At 72.3% G+C, this 16197-nt stretch carries 16 protein-coding genes; 7 read left to right on the top strand and 9 right to left on the bottom strand.

Annotation, left to right across the window (positions count from 1 at the left end):
* Positions 1 to 115: 115 nt before the first annotated feature.
* The 4 genes from ACQPY4_RS10135 to ACQPY4_RS10150 form a co-directional block, all read right to left on the bottom strand.
* Positions 116 to 1603: an MFS transporter gene (locus ACQPY4_RS10135; RefSeq protein WP_433334829.1), complete on the bottom strand. Its 1488-nt coding sequence runs from the start codon at positions 1601 to 1603 to the stop codon at positions 116 to 118.
* A 533-nt stretch (positions 1604 to 2136) separates the two neighbouring features.
* A complete protein-coding gene (locus ACQPY4_RS10140) occupies positions 2137 to 3444 on the bottom strand; it encodes a hypothetical protein (protein ID WP_433334831.1) in 1308 nt (435 codons plus the stop codon).
* Entirely contained in the window at positions 3441 to 4985 is a 1545-nt protein-coding gene (locus tag ACQPY4_RS10145) for a hypothetical protein (RefSeq protein ID WP_433334833.1), read from the bottom strand. Before ACQPY4_RS10145 ends, ACQPY4_RS10140 begins: the two co-directional genes overlap by 4 nt.
* 172 nt (positions 4986 to 5157) lie before the next feature.
* Positions 5158 to 5601 (bottom strand): hypothetical protein, encoded by a 444-nt coding sequence (locus tag ACQPY4_RS10150; protein WP_433334835.1) that lies wholly within the window; start codon positions 5599 to 5601, stop codon positions 5158 to 5160.
* A 419-nt stretch (positions 5602 to 6020) separates the two neighbouring features.
* Between ACQPY4_RS10150 and ACQPY4_RS10155 the strand changes: the two genes are divergently transcribed.
* Complete coding sequence (locus ACQPY4_RS10155) at positions 6021 to 7223, top strand: MalY/PatB family protein (RefSeq protein WP_433334837.1); 1203 nt, start codon at positions 6021 to 6023, stop codon at positions 7221 to 7223.
* Positions 7224 to 7292: 69 nt separating this feature from the next.
* Complete coding sequence (locus ACQPY4_RS10160) at positions 7293 to 8177, top strand: Clp protease N-terminal domain-containing protein (RefSeq protein ID WP_433334839.1); 885 nt, start codon at positions 7293 to 7295, stop codon at positions 8175 to 8177.
* Between the two features lies 1 nt (position 8178).
* On the opposite strand, the gene ACQPY4_RS10165 is transcribed toward ACQPY4_RS10160, so the two are convergent.
* Both ACQPY4_RS10165 and ACQPY4_RS10170 read right to left on the bottom strand, forming a co-directional pair.
* Positions 8179 to 9444: an MFS transporter gene (locus ACQPY4_RS10165; protein WP_433334841.1), complete on the bottom strand. Its 1266-nt coding sequence runs from the start codon at positions 9442 to 9444 to the stop codon at positions 8179 to 8181.
* Positions 9437 to 10810, bottom strand: coding sequence for an FAD-dependent oxidoreductase (locus ACQPY4_RS10170; protein WP_433334843.1), 1374 nt, complete (start codon positions 10808 to 10810; stop codon positions 9437 to 9439). The genes ACQPY4_RS10165 and ACQPY4_RS10170 overlap by 8 nt, the downstream gene beginning before the upstream one ends.
* Before the next feature lie 77 nt (positions 10811 to 10887).
* On the opposite strand from ACQPY4_RS10170, the gene ACQPY4_RS10175 reads away from it, so the two are divergent.
* Positions 10888 to 11247 (top strand): ArsR/SmtB family transcription factor, encoded by a 360-nt coding sequence (locus ACQPY4_RS10175; protein WP_433334845.1) that lies wholly within the window; start codon positions 10888 to 10890, stop codon positions 11245 to 11247.
* Between the two features lie 4 nt (positions 11248 to 11251).
* Here the strand turns inward: ACQPY4_RS10175 and ACQPY4_RS10180 are convergent, their stop codons facing one another.
* Positions 11252 to 11608: a DUF6223 family protein gene (locus ACQPY4_RS10180; protein ID WP_433334847.1), complete on the bottom strand. Its 357-nt coding sequence runs from the start codon at positions 11606 to 11608 to the stop codon at positions 11252 to 11254.
* A 178-nt stretch (positions 11609 to 11786) separates the two neighbouring features.
* Between ACQPY4_RS10180 and ACQPY4_RS10185 the strand changes: the two genes are divergently transcribed.
* From ACQPY4_RS10185 to ACQPY4_RS10195, 3 genes are read left to right on the top strand one after another with little or no spacing between them, the layout of a single operon-like run.
* Positions 11787 to 12896: a sensor histidine kinase gene (locus tag ACQPY4_RS10185; protein ID WP_433334849.1), complete on the top strand. Its 1110-nt coding sequence runs from the start codon at positions 11787 to 11789 to the stop codon at positions 12894 to 12896.
* Complete coding sequence (locus ACQPY4_RS10190) at positions 12893 to 13555, top strand: response regulator (RefSeq protein WP_433334851.1); 663 nt, start codon at positions 12893 to 12895, stop codon at positions 13553 to 13555. The genes ACQPY4_RS10185 and ACQPY4_RS10190 overlap by 4 nt, the downstream gene beginning before the upstream one ends.
* Before the next feature lie 59 nt (positions 13556 to 13614).
* Complete coding sequence (locus ACQPY4_RS10195) at positions 13615 to 13998, top strand: VOC family protein (protein WP_433334853.1); 384 nt, start codon at positions 13615 to 13617, stop codon at positions 13996 to 13998.
* A gap of 9 nt (positions 13999 to 14007) precedes the next feature.
* Here ACQPY4_RS10195 and ACQPY4_RS10200 read toward each other — a convergent pair whose 3' ends face one another.
* The gene (locus ACQPY4_RS10200; protein ID WP_433334855.1) at positions 14008 to 14316 is read right to left on the bottom strand and encodes a PadR family transcriptional regulator; all 309 of its coding nucleotides are present in this window, start codon (positions 14314 to 14316) and stop codon (positions 14008 to 14010) included.
* Between the two features lie 98 nt (positions 14317 to 14414).
* Here ACQPY4_RS10200 and ACQPY4_RS10205 point away from each other — a divergent pair, with 98 nt between their 5' ends.
* Positions 14415 to 15551 carry an MFS transporter gene (locus tag ACQPY4_RS10205; protein ID WP_433334857.1) on the top strand — a complete coding sequence of 379 codons (1137 nt, stop codon included), beginning with the start codon at positions 14415 to 14417 and terminating at the stop codon, positions 15549 to 15551.
* On the opposite strand, the gene ACQPY4_RS10210 is transcribed toward ACQPY4_RS10205, so the two are convergent.
* The gene (locus tag ACQPY4_RS10210; protein ID WP_433334859.1) at positions 15527 to 16150 is read right to left on the bottom strand and encodes a MerR family DNA-binding transcriptional regulator; all 624 of its coding nucleotides are present in this window, start codon (positions 16148 to 16150) and stop codon (positions 15527 to 15529) included. The genes ACQPY4_RS10205 and ACQPY4_RS10210 overlap by 25 nt on opposite strands.
* Positions 16151 to 16197 lie beyond the last annotated feature (47 nt).

Below are 16197 nucleotides of genomic sequence, written 5' to 3' on the forward strand. Positions count from 1 at the left end.
TGGCGGCGGCGTACCTCTCGGCGCCGTGGTGCGACCGCGCTCGTCGGCGCGGCCGCACCCGGGACGGCTCGCCCAGCTGTGTGGCGCGCCGCCGACCGGTCGCCGGTGACCAGGTCTAGGAGGTCACCTCGTCCGAGGAGACCTCGGCGAGTGCGGCGCGCGGTGTGGCGGTGACGTTCTCCAGCAGCACCAGGACGAGCACGGCGGCGACGGCGAGCACCACGGCGCTGGCGACGAAGGCCAGCGAGTATCCGTCGGTCTGTGCCACCGCAGGCGGCACCCCGGTGCGGATGCGGTCGCCGGCATGGTTGAGCGCCGTGGTGAGCAGGATGGACAGGCCGAGGGCCGAGCCGATCTGCTGCATACCGGTCTGCACTCCGGATCCCAGGCCGGAGTCCTGGCCGGTGACCTGATGGAGCGCACCGTTGATCAGGCCGGGAAGACAGATCCCGGTGAACAGCCCGACCACGATCAGGCCGGGCATCAGCCCGCCGACGTAGGACGAATCGGGTTCGATGAAGCCGGCCACGTACATTCCCGCGGCGGCGCCGGCGAAGCCGAGGGTCAGCACGACCTTGACGCCGAGACGTGGCATCAACGCGGTGTTCACGCCGATGCCCGCGCCGAACGCCAGGCCGAGCGGCAGGTACGCCAGCCCCGTCCTCAGGGCGGAGTAGTCGAGCACTTCCTGCATGTACAGGGTCAGCATGAAGGCGTAGCTGACGAACACGGCGAACAGGGCCGCGGTCAGGACGTTCGAGGTCACCCGAGTGCGGTTGTTGAAGAAGCGCAGCGGGACCAGGGGGTCGGACGCGCGAGCCTCGATCGCGACCATGAGGGCCAGCAGGCCCAGGCCGCCGAGAAGCGGCAGGAGCACCTGCCACGAGCCCCACGAATGCGAGGTGGCGTTCAGCACGCCGTACACGATGGCCAACGAGCCACCCGTCACCGTGACGGCTCCGGCTGCGTCGATCCGGTGGCCTTCGCGGGCCATCCGGCTCTCCGGCAGCACCCGCGGCACGATGAGCAGCGCGACCACCACGACCGGAATGTTGATGAAGAAGATCCACCGCCAGTCCACGTCGGTGAGCAGCCCGGAGATCACCGGACCGAGCGTCCCGCCCAGCCCGCCGATGCCGCCCCAGATTCCCACCGCTTTCATCCGTTCCCGGGGGTCGGGGAACAGCAGCGGAATCATGGCGAGTGCGGCCGGGCCCGCCAGCGCCTCGCCCATTCCCTGGACGAAGCGGCTGGCGACGAGCATCGAGGACGAGGCGGCCGCGCCGCACGCCACCGACGCCACCCCGAAGACGACCAGGCCGGTCATGAACAGACGCCGGCGCCCGAACATGTCGGCCAGCCGGCCGCCCAGCAGCAGGAACCCGCCGGCGACCAGCACGTAGCCGTTGGGGACCCAGGAGAGGCCCTCGTAGGAGAAGTCCAGGTCGCGCTGGATTTCGGGGAGAGCCACGTTCACCACTGTGGCGTCGAGAACGAGGAGGAACTGCATGGCCGCGAGAAGGGCCAGCGCGCGCCACCGGTGCGGGTCGGCTTTGGCTGCTACGGGCGCCGAATCCTTGGGATCCGGGTCTTTAGTCCCCATTACCTGATTCCTCCTATCCTGGGCCGACGGGCGTGTTTCGTCATCAGGACGCCGGGGCCGGTTCGGCGGTCTCGCGCCGCCGGCTCACCGCTGCCGCCGCGAGAGTTTCCATGGACCGGACATCGAGTGGATGTTATGGTCAACCGGAGATCCGGACGGACGGGCGGAGTCATGGGCGAACTCTCCGCGTCGCGGTTCGGCGGCGCGCAAGAGGACGGTCGCGACGTCGCGCAGGGGGCACCGGGCCCAGGGCAGGTGGGGCTTGGCGGCGGTCCGGACGCGGTGTGAGCGACTCGCCGCCATCCCCTGGTGTGCCAATTACGCATAAGCCGCTTTCCGCCTTGTCGGGGCGACTGGCTCACCTTTACTGACAGGGCGACCGCTGTTTACCTCAAGTGAACTCAGTTACCTTCAGTAAGCCGCGCCGAAGTTTATCATCCCCGGTAATGCGGGGAAAGGCCCGATTGAACTGCGGACATACCGAAGTCGCGAGGTAGACGCTCAGGACTGGTGTCACGGTGTCAGGGGCGCCGCTATCGCGGGACCCCTGGTCGCGGCGGCGTCGTGGCGGTGAGTGATTCGGTTTCGCCGACCTCGGGAACCGCCTCGGCGCGCGGTCCCCGTGCCGCCAGGTCCGGTTCGGCAGGGGGATACGGGCTCTCGTAGCGGACCCAGTGCGTCGCGACGGTGAACTCCGCGCCCGGCGTCAACCGGACCGAGGCACCGGGTTCGACGCGCAGGCCGTCCTCGCCGTCGGCGGTCGAAACGACGATCGGGTGGGATTCGCTCGAGACGGCGGGGTGCCACCCGTCCAGCCGGATATCGGCGAGGGCGGAGGCGGCGGGTATCTCATCGTCCCGCCCGACGGTGACAGTTCTCTGTCCTTCCACCAGGGCCAGCCTTATGTCGCCATCGAGGACATGCGTGGCGCCGTCATCGAAGATCAGGATTCCCACGGGCGGGCGCCGGCCGAGGGCGCGTGTGCCGTTCAACTGCGACAGCGGTCGTCCGCAGACCATGCAGTACCGCAGCCCCGGATAGCCGAAGTGGCCGTGGCCGCACCTGCCTCCCTCGACCAGGTCGTCATTCGAGGCCGACGCCGGGAGCCCGTTCGGCCGAGCCCGGGCGGCGCGGGAAGGGAAGGCCCGCCCGGCGGCCGCCGGGCCCGTGAGGGCCTGCCGCGGCCCGGCCTCGGAGCCGTTGCCGCCGACCGGCGGGGCCTGCTCGGGCCGATCGCCGGGCGGCGCGCTGTCCGGAATCCGGGAGTGCACGATCCGTCCGCCCTCGAAACGCCAGCGAACGAAGATGGTCCGCATCAGCCCCTGGCTGAAGAGCCACATGACCACCCAGGTCGTGACGATGTGGATGGTGAAGGCGGGGAGATAGGGGGAGTCCAGCCCGAGGGAGCCCGACGTGTCCAGCTGGCCGTACATGTCCGGCGTGGGATCCGACATACCCGGCAGAGGCCCCGCGATGCCGCCGTCATGGACCGTGAGCATGTCCGGCGTGGGACCCGCCATGACCGGGAAGAACAGCAGGGCCAGAAGCCAGACGACGGGTGCCTCGTTGAGCACGGTCAGCAGGGCGAAGAGCGACGGCCAGTCCCTGTCCCAGCGCCGTTGCTGGAGGCGGTGGTAGAGGTGCTCCCACACCAGACCGTAGACGGTCATCAGCAGCAGGCCGGCGAACGCCATGGAATATCTCATGCCCATCGTCGACATGCCCGCCGTCACTCCGGCGGGGATGGGCAGGACGGGCGTGATGACGAGCGTCCACAGCACCCCGACGGTGGCGGCGAGGAAGATCCTCGTCTGCAGCCGGCCTTCCAGCGTGGGAGTCATGGCACTCGGCGGGCCAGCCACTTGACCCAGGCGGCGAACGAGCGCGCCGGGCCCAGCCGCGCGCACTCTCCCCGCACCGCCAGGTCGTCGCAGATGAGCAGCGCGGCGTCGACGAGTCCCGCGAACGAGTCGGCGGGAGCCAGGTAGCCGCCGCGCGCGATCGCGCCGGAAGCGTACAGGGGTCCCGGCTCGCCGCCGGGACCGCGCACCTCGAAATGCGGGCCGACGTCGAGGCCGCCCAGGAGGTTGACGCCCGCGCCGCCGCTGTCGACGAGGTCGGCCAGCAGCCGGCTGTCGCGCAGCCGCGGGCTCATCCCGGTGCAGTCGATCAGGAAATCGATGCTCAGCCGCAGCGGATCGTCCCCGGTGGGGCGGTCGATGAGCATCCGCACCCGTCCGTCCGGGGACGGCTCCATCGCGGTGATCTCGCCGCCGAGCGCCCGGTAGAAGCCCTCCGAGCGGGCCCTGCGCAGCTGCCGCTGCCAGTGGCGCCGCTTGGCCGTGGTGGCACCGCCCATCGCGGTGATCCAGGCCGTGCGGTCCGCGCTCCCCATACCGGCCAGCTCTTCCCGTTGCTGTCCCGAGGTCGCCGATTTCGGGAAGCTGAACGCCTGGTAACGCCAGCCGTGCCCGGACGCCGGGCCGGATCCGGGCCGGGCCTGCGAGTGCTCGTCGAGGTCGCGGAACAGATGCAGGATCCGTACCTGCCGTCCTGAGCGGTCGCGGTCGTCGATCAGCCTCTGCAGGACGCGCGACGCGGTGATGCCCGCGCCGCGGACCATGACCGTCCCCGCCCGGCGCCGCAGCACCTGGTACACGTGCTCGTGCGGCTCGTAGGCGTTGACCACGGTGAAGAACTCCCCGTGGCGCATCCGGTATTCGGTCAGTTCGGGCGCGTACCCGAGCGCCGGGTACCCCGTGCCCAGGTGAAGGTAACGGCTGCGCAGCATATAGGGAGGGGAGTGGTCCGCGGGGAACACCAGGCAGTAGGCGCCGCCCTCGGAACGGCGCCTGATCAGTTCCGCCTGCCCTGGGGCCAGCATCGACTCCCAGCCGATCCGGCCGGCTTCCCGGTCGATTCCGCGGAACACCTGGCCGGGCGAGGGATTGTAGAACTCCGCCGCCACCGGTTCGGTGAGCACCTTCCACAGGGGGCGGACGGTGCGGCGTCTGACCGCCTCCTGGATCGCGTATCCCGGGAACCCCCAGATGTTGTCCGCTCGCGACCCCGAGTCCGAGCGCAGCGGATCGTCGTCGCGGATCTGGCTCGTCCTGACCAGGCGGCCCAGGTTCTCGTGGGGCCGGCGCTGCGGGCTGACCACCCGGATCCGCGCCGCCTCGACCCCGCGGATCCGCAGCGCGTCCACGAACGCGAAGCCGGCCAGCCCGCCGCCGACCGTCACGAAGGCCGCGTCCTCGGCGCGCAGCCCCGCCGCCGCGACCATGTCGTCCGACCAGACGGGTGCGGCCCGCAGGCGCTCGATCTCGGCTGCCCCGGGACGGCGGGACCCGGGCGCCGGGCGGGCGGTGAGGCCGGGCATCAGCTCCCGACCTCCCGCCACGGAACGCGCCGGGCGAACGCCGCCTGCCCGGAGCGGACGCGGAGAGAGACCCCGCCCCTCGGGGGAGAACCAGAAGGACTTGCTGTCGACATCGGCGCACTCCTAGCGACTCTGCGGCTGGTCGCGGGCTGGCTGCGGTGCCCGTGTTCGGCTAGGCGGTCAGCGACTGCATGAGCGTCTCGAGCTCGTTGACGATGTGGGCGAAGTCGACCAGGCGCTCGTGAATCTGGGTCCGCGCCGCGGTCTGGTCACCGAGTTCGGCGGCGAGCACCTCGATGAGGCGGTCGAGGTTGTTGTGGGCGATGCTGACGGGGAAGTGGCTGAGCGGCGTGGTCAGCCGCGGGTCGGCGGTGGGCGGGCCGGAGTCGATGCGGCCGTCCGTGCCGGAGGCCTGGCGCCAGGATTTCTCGACGGTGAGGTCGTAGCGGCGGAAGGCGTCGAAGTAGTACGCGCGCCAGCGATCGCGGAGTCGCGTGGCGGACGTGCGGTCGTCGAGGAAATCGGTGGCGGCCGGTATGACGATGGAGCGGTATTCGGTCAGCAACGGGCCGACATCGGGAGGGCCGGCCTGCACGGCGGCATCTGTCATCGTCATGATGTTCTCCAATCGTGGGCGGGCGGGCGGGCTCGCTCGGGCTTCAGGCAAACACTTTAAGAAGAGATAATCAATGGCGTTTGCGTGAGCCTGCCCGCCTGAACCGGGAGGGGTGTAGAGACACACGAAGTCGACCTGTCGGACCCGGGTCGTGTCGGAATCGAATGGTCGCAGGTCGCAATATGTTTAAGAAGTGTCCAGTGCTCGGAGCCGCACGTGGCGGGCGCGCCGTGCGGGCCCTCCCGGCCGTCGGCCCCGCCGTTCAACCGCGAATTTCCCGAGGTTGAACGTCCGGTCTACCTAGGTGGCCGCGTGGATCACCTCTGAAGTATCTAGGGTCAAGCCACCGCCGTGTCATGGGTTCCTGGACGGGAAGTGGCCCGCCCGATAATTTGGTGGCTGGTCAGAAAGGCAGGCCGATGCGCGAACAAGGTGCCCTGGCGGCTGACTTCGACTTCGATAACCTCGACCTCGCGTGGCTCCGGCGCAAAGAGGGCGTCAAATGGCGCCGGGCCGGGCACGATGTGCTCTCCGCCTGGATAGCCGACATGGACTTTCCGGTGGCCGAGCCGATTAGCGAAGCGATTTACGAGACGGTTCGGCGCGGTGACCTCGGGTATCCCTCCTGGTCCAACTGGAGGGGATCGAGCCCGCTGGCCGAGCTTTTCGCGCGGCGAATGACCGAGCTCCACTCCTGGCAGCCCAGGCCCGATCTGGTGCGCAATTTCAGCGACCTCGTCCAGGCGATCCAGGTGGTGCTCCATCTGACCACGCGGCCGGGCGAGGCGATCGCGCTGCACACGCCGAACTATCCGCCGATCCTCAAGTCGATCGCGATGATGGGGCGGCGGGCGATCCCCAGCCCGATGACTCGAACGGGCGATGACTGGGGCTTCGATCCGGACCTGCTGGAGCGGGACGTGGCGAAGGCCGGCTGCCGCACACTGATCCTCGTGAACCCGCACAATCCCACGGGGCATGTGTACACGAGGGCGGAGTTGCGGGCCCTCGCCGACATCGCGGTGCGGAACGACATGCTCGTCATCGCGGACGAGATCTTCTCCGACCTGACCTTCCCCCCGAACCGTCATATCCCGCTGGCCTCCCTCGGGCCGGACATCGCCGACCGGACGGTCACGCTGGCCTCGGCCACGAAGGCGTTCAACCTCGCCGGCCTGCGCTGCGCGGTCGCGCATGTCGGTCCGGCCGGTCTCCGGGAATCCCTCGACGCGTGCCCTCCGGACCTCTTCGGTGTGGTCGATGTGCTGGGAGTGGAGGCGACCAAGGCCGCATGGGAGAAGGGCGGTGCCTGGCTCGCCGCGCTGATGGACCATCTGGAGGCGAACCGCGACCTGGTCGCCGGCACGCTTGCGGCCGGGATTCCGGAGATCGGGCACCGTCCGCCGCAGGCGACCTACCTGGCCTGGCTCGACTGCCGCCGTGTCGGAACCGCCATGGACCCGGCCGCCTTCTTCACCGAGAAGGCGAAGGTCGCCCTCAGCACGGGGGAAAGCTACGGGCCTGGGGGAGCGGGGTTCGCCAGGCTGAACTTCGCCACGTCCACGGCCATCCTGACCGAGATTCTCACCAGGATGGTCGAGGCCGCCGGCGGCGGTCCTTAGGCCCGAGGGCGATCGGCATTCGACAACTGGGGATTGTCGTTAAGGGGTTCGACAACCTAGTGTTGTCGCATGGACGAACCGAGCATTCGGGATCTGGTGGCGGCCGTGGCCGAGCGGGCCGACAGCGACGACCCGCTGGTGCTGCTGGAGACCGCGGTCGCGGTCGCGGGCGAGACCAGCGCGGCGGCCGACGACCTGATCGAGCACTATGTCGGCGCCGCGCGGGCGGCGAAGGTGTCCTGGACGCTGATCGGCGAGCGGCTCGGGGTGTCCAAGCAGGCCGCGCGGCAGAGATTCGCCGACCGGCTGCGCGTCGACGACGCGATCGCCGACGCCGCCGAGACCATCGCCATGGCGCCGCGGCTGGCCGCCTGCCTCCAGGTGGCCCGGGCCGCGGCGGAGGCCGACGACAGCGTCGCGGGCACCCAGCACCTGCTGCTCGGCCTGCTGCACAGCGGCGTGGCCGCCAACGTCCTCGACCGGCTCGGCGTCGCCCGCGACGACGTCCGCGCGGCCAACGCCCGCCTGTTCGAACCCGCCATGATCGCCGACGCCGACGGCGGCGAGCGCCGCGTCGTCGGCGACGCCGAGGCCGAGCGGGCCCTCACCGCGGCGCGGCGGCTGGCGGCGCGGCGCGGGCATTCCGAGTTCCGCTCCGAGCACCTGCTGTACTGCCTGGCCACCGACCCCGGCTCGGCCGCCCGCCGCGTCCTGGACGACCTCGGCGTGGAGACGTCCCACCTCAAGAAGGAGCTCGGCGAGTGGGTCCGTCCCGTCCAGCGCCGCCATCGACGCGTCAGCAAGAGCAGGAGCAGTCATCGCTCCTGCTCCTTCTGCGGCTGCAAGGACCTCGGCCCCCTGGTCTCCGGGCACGGCGCGTGGATCTGCGGCAACTGCGCCCAGGCCGCCCTGGACATCCTGCGCGCCGAGCCGCGCGGCTCCCGCGGCGGCTGACCTAGGGGGCTCGCAGGCGTCCGGCGGCCAGCAGCGAGGCGGTGGCGACGGCCAGCGCGGCGGCCACCGCGAGCATGACGGGCGTGTAGGTGCCGGTGACGCCCAGGATGGCGGCGGCGGCCAGCGGGGAGAGCGCCTTGGCGAGCGTCAGGGGAAGGGCGAGCAGGCCCGAGACGGTTCCGTAGGCGGCCGTCCCGTACTGCTCGGCCAGGAGCGCGGGACGCGCGATGGTGGCGACGCCGAAGCCGAGTCCCAGGGCCAGGACGCAGATGACGGCCGCGACCGCGTCGCGTCCGGTCAGGGGGAGGGCCAGCGCGGCCAGGGCCTGGAGGGCGAACACGACCGCGACGACGGTCGTGGGGGAGCGGTGGCGCCGCGCGGCGGTGGTCGCCAGGCGGCCGGTGACCGACAGGACGCCAAGCAGCCCGGCGACGGCGGCGGCGAAGGCGGCCGGGTGCCCCAGCGCGAGCAGGTAGGCGACCAGGTGGACGCCGATCACGGCGACGGCGGCCGAGTGCGTCATGAACGCCAGGACCAGCGTCCAGAAGATCGGGTCGCGCAGGACCGCGCGGGTGGCCGTCGCCCTTTCGAGGGTGTCGCCGCGCGCCACTGGGGGTTCGGCGGCGCCGTCGGGATGCAGGCCGAGGTCGGCGGGACGGCTCCGGACAAGGGCGTGCAACGGGATGGCGATGACCCCGTGGACGGCGGCGAGGATCAGCAGCGCGGTGCGCCAGCCGTAGGCGTCGGTGAGCCAGCCGGTGAGCGGCATGAAGATGGTGCTGGCGAACCCGGCGACCACGGTGACGGCCAGCAGCGCGGTGGCGCGGCGGGCGTGGAACCAGGTGACGACGACGGCGAAGGCGGGTTCGTACAGGACCATCGCCGAGGCCAGGCCGAGGCCGAGGAACACCAGGTAGAGCTCCGTCAGGGAGCCGGCCGCCGCCCACGCGGCGACCAGGGCGGTGGCCGCGACGGAGCCCGTGGTCATCAGGGCGCGCCCGCCCCGGCGGTCCAGCAGCCGGCCGACCGGGACGGCGGCGACGGCGCCGGTGAGCAGCGAGATCGTGAGCGCCGCGGTGACCTGCGTCGTGCCGGCGTTCAGGTCGTGCCGCATCGGGGTGAGGATCACCGCGAAGGCGTAGTAGAGGACGCCGTACCCGACCGTCTGGCTGACGGCGAGCGCGGCGACGATCCGCCAGCCGTAGAACACCGGGCTCCCGCCACGGCCGTGCGTGGCGGGAGCGGGAGGTGCGGTGGTCTCAGCCACAACAGGCGCCGCCGCCGCTCCCCACGACGGCGAGCGGCTCGGCGAGCAGGCCGCCGCTGATCCCGGTGGCGAATCCGGTGGGGGCCGGGCCGGACGAGCAGACACCGGTCTCGGGGAGTTCGAGCTGGACGTCGCGCGCGGCGTCCCAGTCACCGGCCAGGGCCGCGACCACGGAGCGGGCCTGCTCGTAGCCGGTGGCCAGCAGGAACGTGGGGGCGCGGCCGTAGCTCTTGACCCCGACCGCGAAGTAGCCCGTCTCGGGGTGGGTCAGCTCGTCCACACCGTGCGGGGGGACGGTGCCGCACGAGTGCTGGTTGGGGTCGATGAGCGGAGCCAGGGCGGGCGTCGTGCCCAGGATCGGGTCGAGCCCGAGGCGGAGTTCGGTGGTGAGGGTGTGGTCGGGGCGGAAGCCGGTGGCGGCCACGATCCGGTCGGCGGTGACGACCTGCTCGGTGCCGTCGGGGGCGCGTCCGGTCACCTGGACGCCGCCCTGGTCGGGGGTGGCGGCCAGCGGGTGCAGGGCGTGGGTGGAGAACCCGGAGAGCAGCTCGACGCGTCCGGTCTCGACGAGTTTGCGGACGCGCAGGCCGAGGGCGCCGCGGGCGGGGAGCTGGTCGTCGGCGCCGCCGCCGTAGGTCCGGGTCGCCGAGCCGCCGCGGATCGCCCAGGTGACGCGGGTGCCGGGCTCGGTCTCGGCGAGTTCGGCGAGGGCCAGCAGCGTCGTGGCGGCCGAGTGCCCGGCCCCGGCCACCAGGGTGTGCTTGCCCGCGAAGCGCTCGCGGTCGGCGCCCAGGACGTCGGGCAGCGCGTGGGTGATCCATGCCGCGCTCTCGGCCTCGCCGTGGGCGGGCAGGCCCGAGCCGCCCAGGACGTTGGGCGTCGTCCAGGTGCCGGAGGCGTCGATGACGGCGCGGACGCGCAGCTCGTCGGCTTCACCGTTGGGGCGGCGGACACGGACGAGGAAGGGGACGTCGTCGCGCCCGGCGCTGCGCAGGCGGTCGTAGCCGTCACGCGTGACGGCCTGCACCCGGGTGCCGAGCTGGAGGCGCGAGGCGATCTGGGGCAGCGCGGCCAGCGGCCGCAGGTATTGCTCGACCATCTCCCCGCCCGTGGGCAGCCCTTCGGGGGCGGGCTCGGTCCAGCCGGAGCCTTCCAGCAGCCGCCGCGCGGCGGGGTCGATCCCGAAGCGCCACGGGCTGAACAGCCGCACGTGCGCCCACTCGGCCATCGCCGCGCCGACGCGGTCACCGGCCTCCAGGACGACGAAGTCCTGGTCGCGCTCCACCAGCTGCGCGGCGGCCGCCAGCCCCACGGGACCGGCGCCGATCACGGCGACCGGCGGCGAGGACTCGTTCTCGATCGTCATCGATACCCCTTGTTTCGAAGTTCATCGAATTCAATCGCAGCTTGCACCGCTGGATAGATGGATGTCAAATTAGAGGTATGTCGAAGCCGAGCACGCCCGACGCGACCTGCTGCACCCCGCTGACCGAGAACGTCCTGGCGGAGGCCGAGGCCGCCGAGCTGGCCAAGGTGTTCAAGGCGCTGGCCGATCCCGTCCGGCTCCGCCTGCTCAACCTGATCGCCGCCAGCGAGGGCGGCGAGGCGTGCGTGTGCGACCTGACCGTCCCGTTCGAGCTGAGCGCCCCGACCATCTCCCACCATCTGAAGGTCCTGCGCCAGGCGGGCCTGATCGACTGCGAGCGCCGGGGCACCTGGGTGTACTACTGGACGAACCCCGAGGCCCTCACCCGGCTGTCCGGCCTGTTCGCGCTCCCCGTCCTGACGCCCGCCGCCGTCTGAACCCTCAGCCGGTGCGGCGGGAGCGCGCCAGCAGCAGCCCGCCGAGGATCACGCCGATCAGCCCCACCAGCAGCGCCACGTAGGCCCCGCCGAGGCCGTTGCCGGTCCCGATGCCGCCGTCGGCGGTGGCCGCGACCAGGACGCCGAGGGCCAGGCCGACGACCCCGGTCACCAGGGCCACGACGCCCTCGCGCCGCCCGGAGCCGGTGCCCCGGCGACGGGCGGAGCGGGCCAGGGCCAGGCCGCCGACGATCACACCGGCCAGACCCAGCAGGGCGGCCAGGCCGGCCGTGAGCCGCCCCGGCGCCAGGGCATAGGGCTGGGCCAGGACATGCTCGGTGAGCGTAAGCCGGACGGACATGGGTGCTCCTTCTCTTCTGGCGTTGTCGTCGAGCATGTCCGCCGGACCCGCCGCCGGTCGTCCGGCGAACGCGGACTCTTCGGGCTGCCGCGGGCGCCGGAGCTGCCGCGGGCGCGGTAGCCGTCGCCTCGTCCGCGTGCAGGAGTCGCTCGCGCGGGCACCCGGTTAGGGTGCGCGCATGGGACGGATCGGAGTCGGGGACGGGGCGATCGCCGTCGGCGTGGCGGCGATCCTGCTGGTCACCGGGCTGTCCGAGCGCGACGCCGCCACGAGCGCCGACCTGCTCGGCTTCGCCGCCCTGGCGGCGGGCGGCCTGAGCCTGGCCGCGCGCCGCCGCGCGCCGGTTCCCGTCCTGGCGTTCACGGGGGCGTGCGCGGTGGCCCACCAGGCGCTGGGCCTCGACGTGCCCGCCGTCGCGTACCTGTTCGCGGTGTACGCCGCCGTGCGGGCCGGGCACCGCCACCTCACGGTGGCGGTGAGCGTGGCCGTGCTGGCGGGCCTGCCTCTCGCGGCCCTGGCATCGGGCCTGCACGACACGAGCGAGGCGTTCACCCGGGCGCGGGGCGCCCTCGAACTGGCCTGGCTGATCGCCGCCGGTGCCGCCGGTGAGGCGCTGCGACAGGCCGAACGGCGTGCGGACGAGGCCGAACGCACCCGGGAGGAGACCGCCCGGCACCGCGCGGCCGAAGAGCGGCTGCACATCGCGCGCGAGCTGCACGATTCGCTCACCCACCAGATCTCGGTCATCAAGGTGCAGGCCGGAGTCGCCGTCCACCTGGCCCGCAAGCGCGGCGAACAGGTGCCAGAGCCGCTGCTGGCGATCCAGGAGGCCGGACGCGAGGCGGCCCGGGAGCTGCGGGCGACCCTGGAGGCCCTGCGCGACGACGACGCGACCTCGCCACGGGGGCTCGACCAGGTGCCCGACCTGGTGGAACGGGCCCGGACCATCGGCCTGGACGCGACGCTGACGATCGAAGGGCGGCGGGACGACGTCCCCGACGCGGTGGACCGGACCGTCTACCGGATCGTCCAGGAGTCGCTCACCAACATCGCCCGGCACGCGGGCGCCGCCACCGCGTCGGTCCGGATCGACTGCCGTCCCGGCGTCCTCGCGATACGCGTCGACGACGACGGCGCGGGTCCACCGGACGCCTCGGTGACGCCCGGCGTCGGCCTGCTCGGGATGCGCGAGCGCGTCGTCGCCCTCGGCGGCAGCCTGCGCGCCGGACCGCGCGGCGAGGGCGGCTTCACCGTCCAGGCGGAACTCCCCGTGGACCGGACCGCATGATCCGCGTCCTGCTGATCGACGACCAGCCGCTCCTGCGCAGCGGGTTCCGCGCGCTCCTGGACCTCGAGGACGACATCGAGGTGGTCGGCGAGGCCGCCGACGGCCGGGAGGGCCTGGCCCTGGTCAGGGAGCACCTGCCCGACATCGCGCTCGTCGACGTCCAGATGCCGGTCCTGGACGGCATCGAGACGACCCGCCGCATCGCCGCCGACCCCGCTCTGGCCGGGGTGCACGTCGTCATCCTGACCAACTACGGCCTGGACGAGTACGTCTTCCACGCCCTGCGCGCCGGTGCCGCCGGATTCCTGGTCAAGGACATCGAGCCGGAGGACTTCCTGCACGCCGTCCGCGTGGCCGCCCGGGGCGACGCCCTGCTCGCCCCCTCGATCACCCGCAGGCTCATCGACAGGTACGTCGCCCAGCCGCTCCCCACCGCCACGGCCACGGGACTCGAGGAGCTGACCAACCGCGAACGCGAGGCCGTCACCCTCGTCGCCCGGGGCCTGTCCAACCTCCAGATCGCCGACCGCATGGTCATCACCCCGATGACCGCGAAGACCCATGTCAACCGGGCGATGACCAAACTCCACGCCCGGGACCGCGCCCAGCTGGTGATCCTCGCCTACGAATCCGGCCTGATCTCTCCGGGAACCCCCTGACCCGAGTCCGAGAAGGTATCGTGGGTCGATATCGACATCCGATATCTGGAGGTGGCCGGATGACCGGCATCAGCGTCCGCTACTTCGCCGACGACGTGACGGCGGCGGCGGACTTCTACACCGGCCTGCTGGGTTTCACGCTGCAGGCGTCCCCCGCGCCCGGATTCGCGATCGTCGCCCGCGACGGGCTGAAGCTCCTGCTGTCGAGCCCGACCGGTCCCGGCGGCGCGGCCCAGCCCATGCCGGACGGCAGCACGCCGCGGCCGGGCGGCTGGAACCGGATCCAGCTCCCCGTCGACGACCTGGCCGCCGAGGTCGAGCGGCTGCGCGCCGCGGGCGCCCGCTTCCGCAACGAGATCACTGTCGGCCGGGGCGGGTCGCAGATCCTGCTGGACGACCCCGCGGGCAACCCGATCGAGCTGTTCCAGCCGCCGCCCCCGTAATCGGTCGCGTCAGCGGAGCCCGTCCGCGCCGAGGATCTCGCGGGCCAGCTCGGCCAGCGCCGCCCGGTCCTCGGCCAGCGCCGCGCGTCCCTCCTCGGTCGCGGTGTAGACCCGCCGCGCGCGGCCTTCCACCACCCGCTGCTCGGAGGCCAGCAGCCCCTCGGCCTCAAGCCGGTGCAGCGTCGGGTAGAGCGTCCCGGGGCTGACCTGGTATCCGTGACCGGCCAGTTCCCGAGTCATCCACGCCCCGTGGATCTCGCCCTCGGCCGCGTGATGCAGGATGTGCAGCCGTATGGCCCCCCGCAAGAACTCCCGCATGGCCCCCACCGACCCCGGACGCTGACGAAACCGATATCGGCTCCAGATACTACCCACGGCAACGACCCGACACAGAGCCCCCGGAAGGCACCGCTGGAATGTTCAGAACCCTGCCGCGTGTGGCCAGGGCGCTGTTGTGGGTCCGGATCCTCAACCAGCTGGGCGCCTACGCGCTGGCCTTCCTCGCGGTGCTGGCCGGGCCCGATCTCGCCCCCGCCGCCCTGGCCGTCTTCGGCGTCGCCGCCCTGGTGTCGCGGTGGGGCGGGGCGCTGCTGCTCGACCGGCTGGCGCCACGGACCGTCATCGCCCTGGGCCTCGGCGCGACCGGGTGCGCGCTGGCCGCCCTGGCCGCGGCGCGAAGCCCCGCCCAGTTGCTCATCGCCGTCGCGCTGGTCGGGCTGGCGTTCGAGATCTACGAACCCGCCAGCCAGGAACTGTTCGCGCGGGTCACCACGGGCGTCCAGCGGCAGGACGCCTACGCGCTGCTGGGCACCTCGCTCGTCGCGGCGGGGGCGGCCGCCGGGGTCCTGGCCGCCGTCCTGCTTCCCCTGGGCGCGCGATGGCTGATGGCGGTGGACGCGGCCACCTGCCTGGCCGCCGCCGCGGTCGCCCTGGCCTTCCTCGACCGGGAGCCGCCCGGCGAACGAGTGCGCGAGCGCTCGCGGTGGCGGCCACCGCGAGCGCTCATGCGGATGACGCTCGCCCACACCGCGTTCGCCGTCGGCTACCTCGCCGTCATCATGTTCATCCCGCTGGTGCTCCTGCAACGCGACGCCGCGGCCTGGGTCCCCGGCGTCACCCTCACCTGCGCGGCGCTGCTCACTCCGCTGGCCGCGCGGCTCGGCCGGCGCCCTCTGGCCGCCCGTGCCCACACCGCCGTGCTCGCGGCCGGGGCCGCCGCTCTCGGGCTGCTCGCCCTGCTGATGGCGGGCGTCCCCGAACTGTCCCTCACCATCGCGATCTACCTCGCGTGGGCGGCGGCCGGCGGAATGCTCCTGGGACGCTGGCAGGCACTGGTCGCCGACTCGGCTCCCGAGGCGGAGCGGCCTCGCTGGTTCGCCTTCCACGGCCTTTCGTGGGGGGTCGCCCAGCCGGTGGTGCCCGTCCTGGCCGTGGCGGCCGGGCGAGTCGGCGGTGGGACGGGGACGGGGGCGCTCCTGGCGGCGGGAGTGGCGTTGCTGATGGTTCCTCTGGTCCTCGGTGCGCGGGGTCAGGATGACCTGGGTGTCCGGTAGTGGCGTTGCTGGCAGGCGCGGGAGCAGTACTTGCGGCGGCGGCCTCGGGGTGCGCGGGGGAAGGAGGCCGCGCACACGGCGCACCGGCCTTGAGATGCGGGGTTTTCATCACGCGGTGGGGCTGTTTCATCACGCTTCCGAGGCGGCCCGGCGGGGAGTGAGCGTGCCGCGGTGACGAGGTCGTGGGTGGCGATGAGACCGCGCGGGGTGTGATCGGCCAGCTCCGCGTCGAGGTCGGGGCACTCGCTGACGATGTCGTCGTCCGGGCACCGCGCCAGGTGCAGCAGGTACGCGTGGGCGCTCTGGAGCTGCCTGATCTTCTCCTCCACCACCTCGGCGTGGCGCCGCACGGTGGCCCGCCAGTGCCCGTTCCGGGTGCCCGAGGTGACGAGGGACGCCTGGCCGAGAGGCATCGCCCCGACGACGCAGCACAGGTAGGCCAGGCCGATCCGGCGGAGTTCGGTCTCGGTGTAGACCCGGCGTCCGTTCGCACGCGGCGGTTCGGGGAGCACGCCCAGCGACTCCCACCAGCGCAGGGTCGAGGGGGCGAGGCCGTAGAGGGCCGCCGCCTGTCCGATCGTGACTCCGGGTGGCTCCATGGACCCATTTGACATCAAGCCGCCTTGAGCATTCAAGATCGAAATTA

Origin of the sequence: Spirillospora sp. CA-294931, from assembly GCF_050946795.1 — a bacterium.
GTDB lineage: Bacteria > Actinomycetota > Actinomycetes > Streptosporangiales > Streptosporangiaceae > Spirillospora.

Excerpts from the sequence above, each read along its gene's own strand:
- ACQPY4_RS10180 (WP_433334847.1), bottom strand. The coding sequence starts at position 11,608 with ATGTCCGTCCGGCTTACGCTCACCGAGCATGTCCTGGCCCAGCCCTAT.
- ACQPY4_RS10170 (WP_433334843.1), bottom strand. The coding sequence starts at position 10,810 with ATGACGATCGAGAACGAGTCCTCGCCGCCGGTCGCCGTGATCGGCGCC.
- ACQPY4_RS10185 (WP_433334849.1), top strand. The coding sequence starts at position 11,787 with ATGGGACGGATCGGAGTCGGGGACGGGGCGATCGCCGTCGGCGTGGCG.
- ACQPY4_RS10210 (WP_433334859.1), bottom strand. The coding sequence starts at position 16,150 with ATGGAGCCACCCGGAGTCACGATCGGACAGGCGGCGGCCCTCTACGGC.
- ACQPY4_RS10155 (WP_433334837.1), top strand. The coding sequence starts at position 6,021 with ATGCGCGAACAAGGTGCCCTGGCGGCTGACTTCGACTTCGATAACCTC.
- ACQPY4_RS10190 (WP_433334851.1), top strand. The coding sequence starts at position 12,893 with ATGATCCGCGTCCTGCTGATCGACGACCAGCCGCTCCTGCGCAGCGGG.
- ACQPY4_RS10150 (WP_433334835.1), bottom strand. The coding sequence starts at position 5,601 with ATGACGATGACAGATGCCGCCGTGCAGGCCGGCCCTCCCGATGTCGGC.
- ACQPY4_RS10160 (WP_433334839.1), top strand. The coding sequence starts at position 7,293 with ATGGACGAACCGAGCATTCGGGATCTGGTGGCGGCCGTGGCCGAGCGG.
- ACQPY4_RS10200 (WP_433334855.1), bottom strand. The coding sequence starts at position 14,316 with ATGCGGGAGTTCTTGCGGGGGGCCATACGGCTGCACATCCTGCATCAC.
- ACQPY4_RS10175 (WP_433334845.1), top strand. The coding sequence starts at position 10,888 with ATGTCGAAGCCGAGCACGCCCGACGCGACCTGCTGCACCCCGCTGACC.
- ACQPY4_RS10145 (WP_433334833.1), bottom strand. The coding sequence starts at position 4,985 with ATGCCCGGCCTCACCGCCCGCCCGGCGCCCGGGTCCCGCCGTCCCGGG.
- ACQPY4_RS10205 (WP_433334857.1), top strand. The coding sequence starts at position 14,415 with ATGTTCAGAACCCTGCCGCGTGTGGCCAGGGCGCTGTTGTGGGTCCGG.
- ACQPY4_RS10140 (WP_433334831.1), bottom strand. The coding sequence starts at position 3,444 with ATGACTCCCACGCTGGAAGGCCGGCTGCAGACGAGGATCTTCCTCGCC.
- ACQPY4_RS10195 (WP_433334853.1), top strand. The coding sequence starts at position 13,615 with ATGACCGGCATCAGCGTCCGCTACTTCGCCGACGACGTGACGGCGGCG.
- ACQPY4_RS10135 (WP_433334829.1), bottom strand. The coding sequence starts at position 1,603 with ATGGGGACTAAAGACCCGGATCCCAAGGATTCGGCGCCCGTAGCAGCC.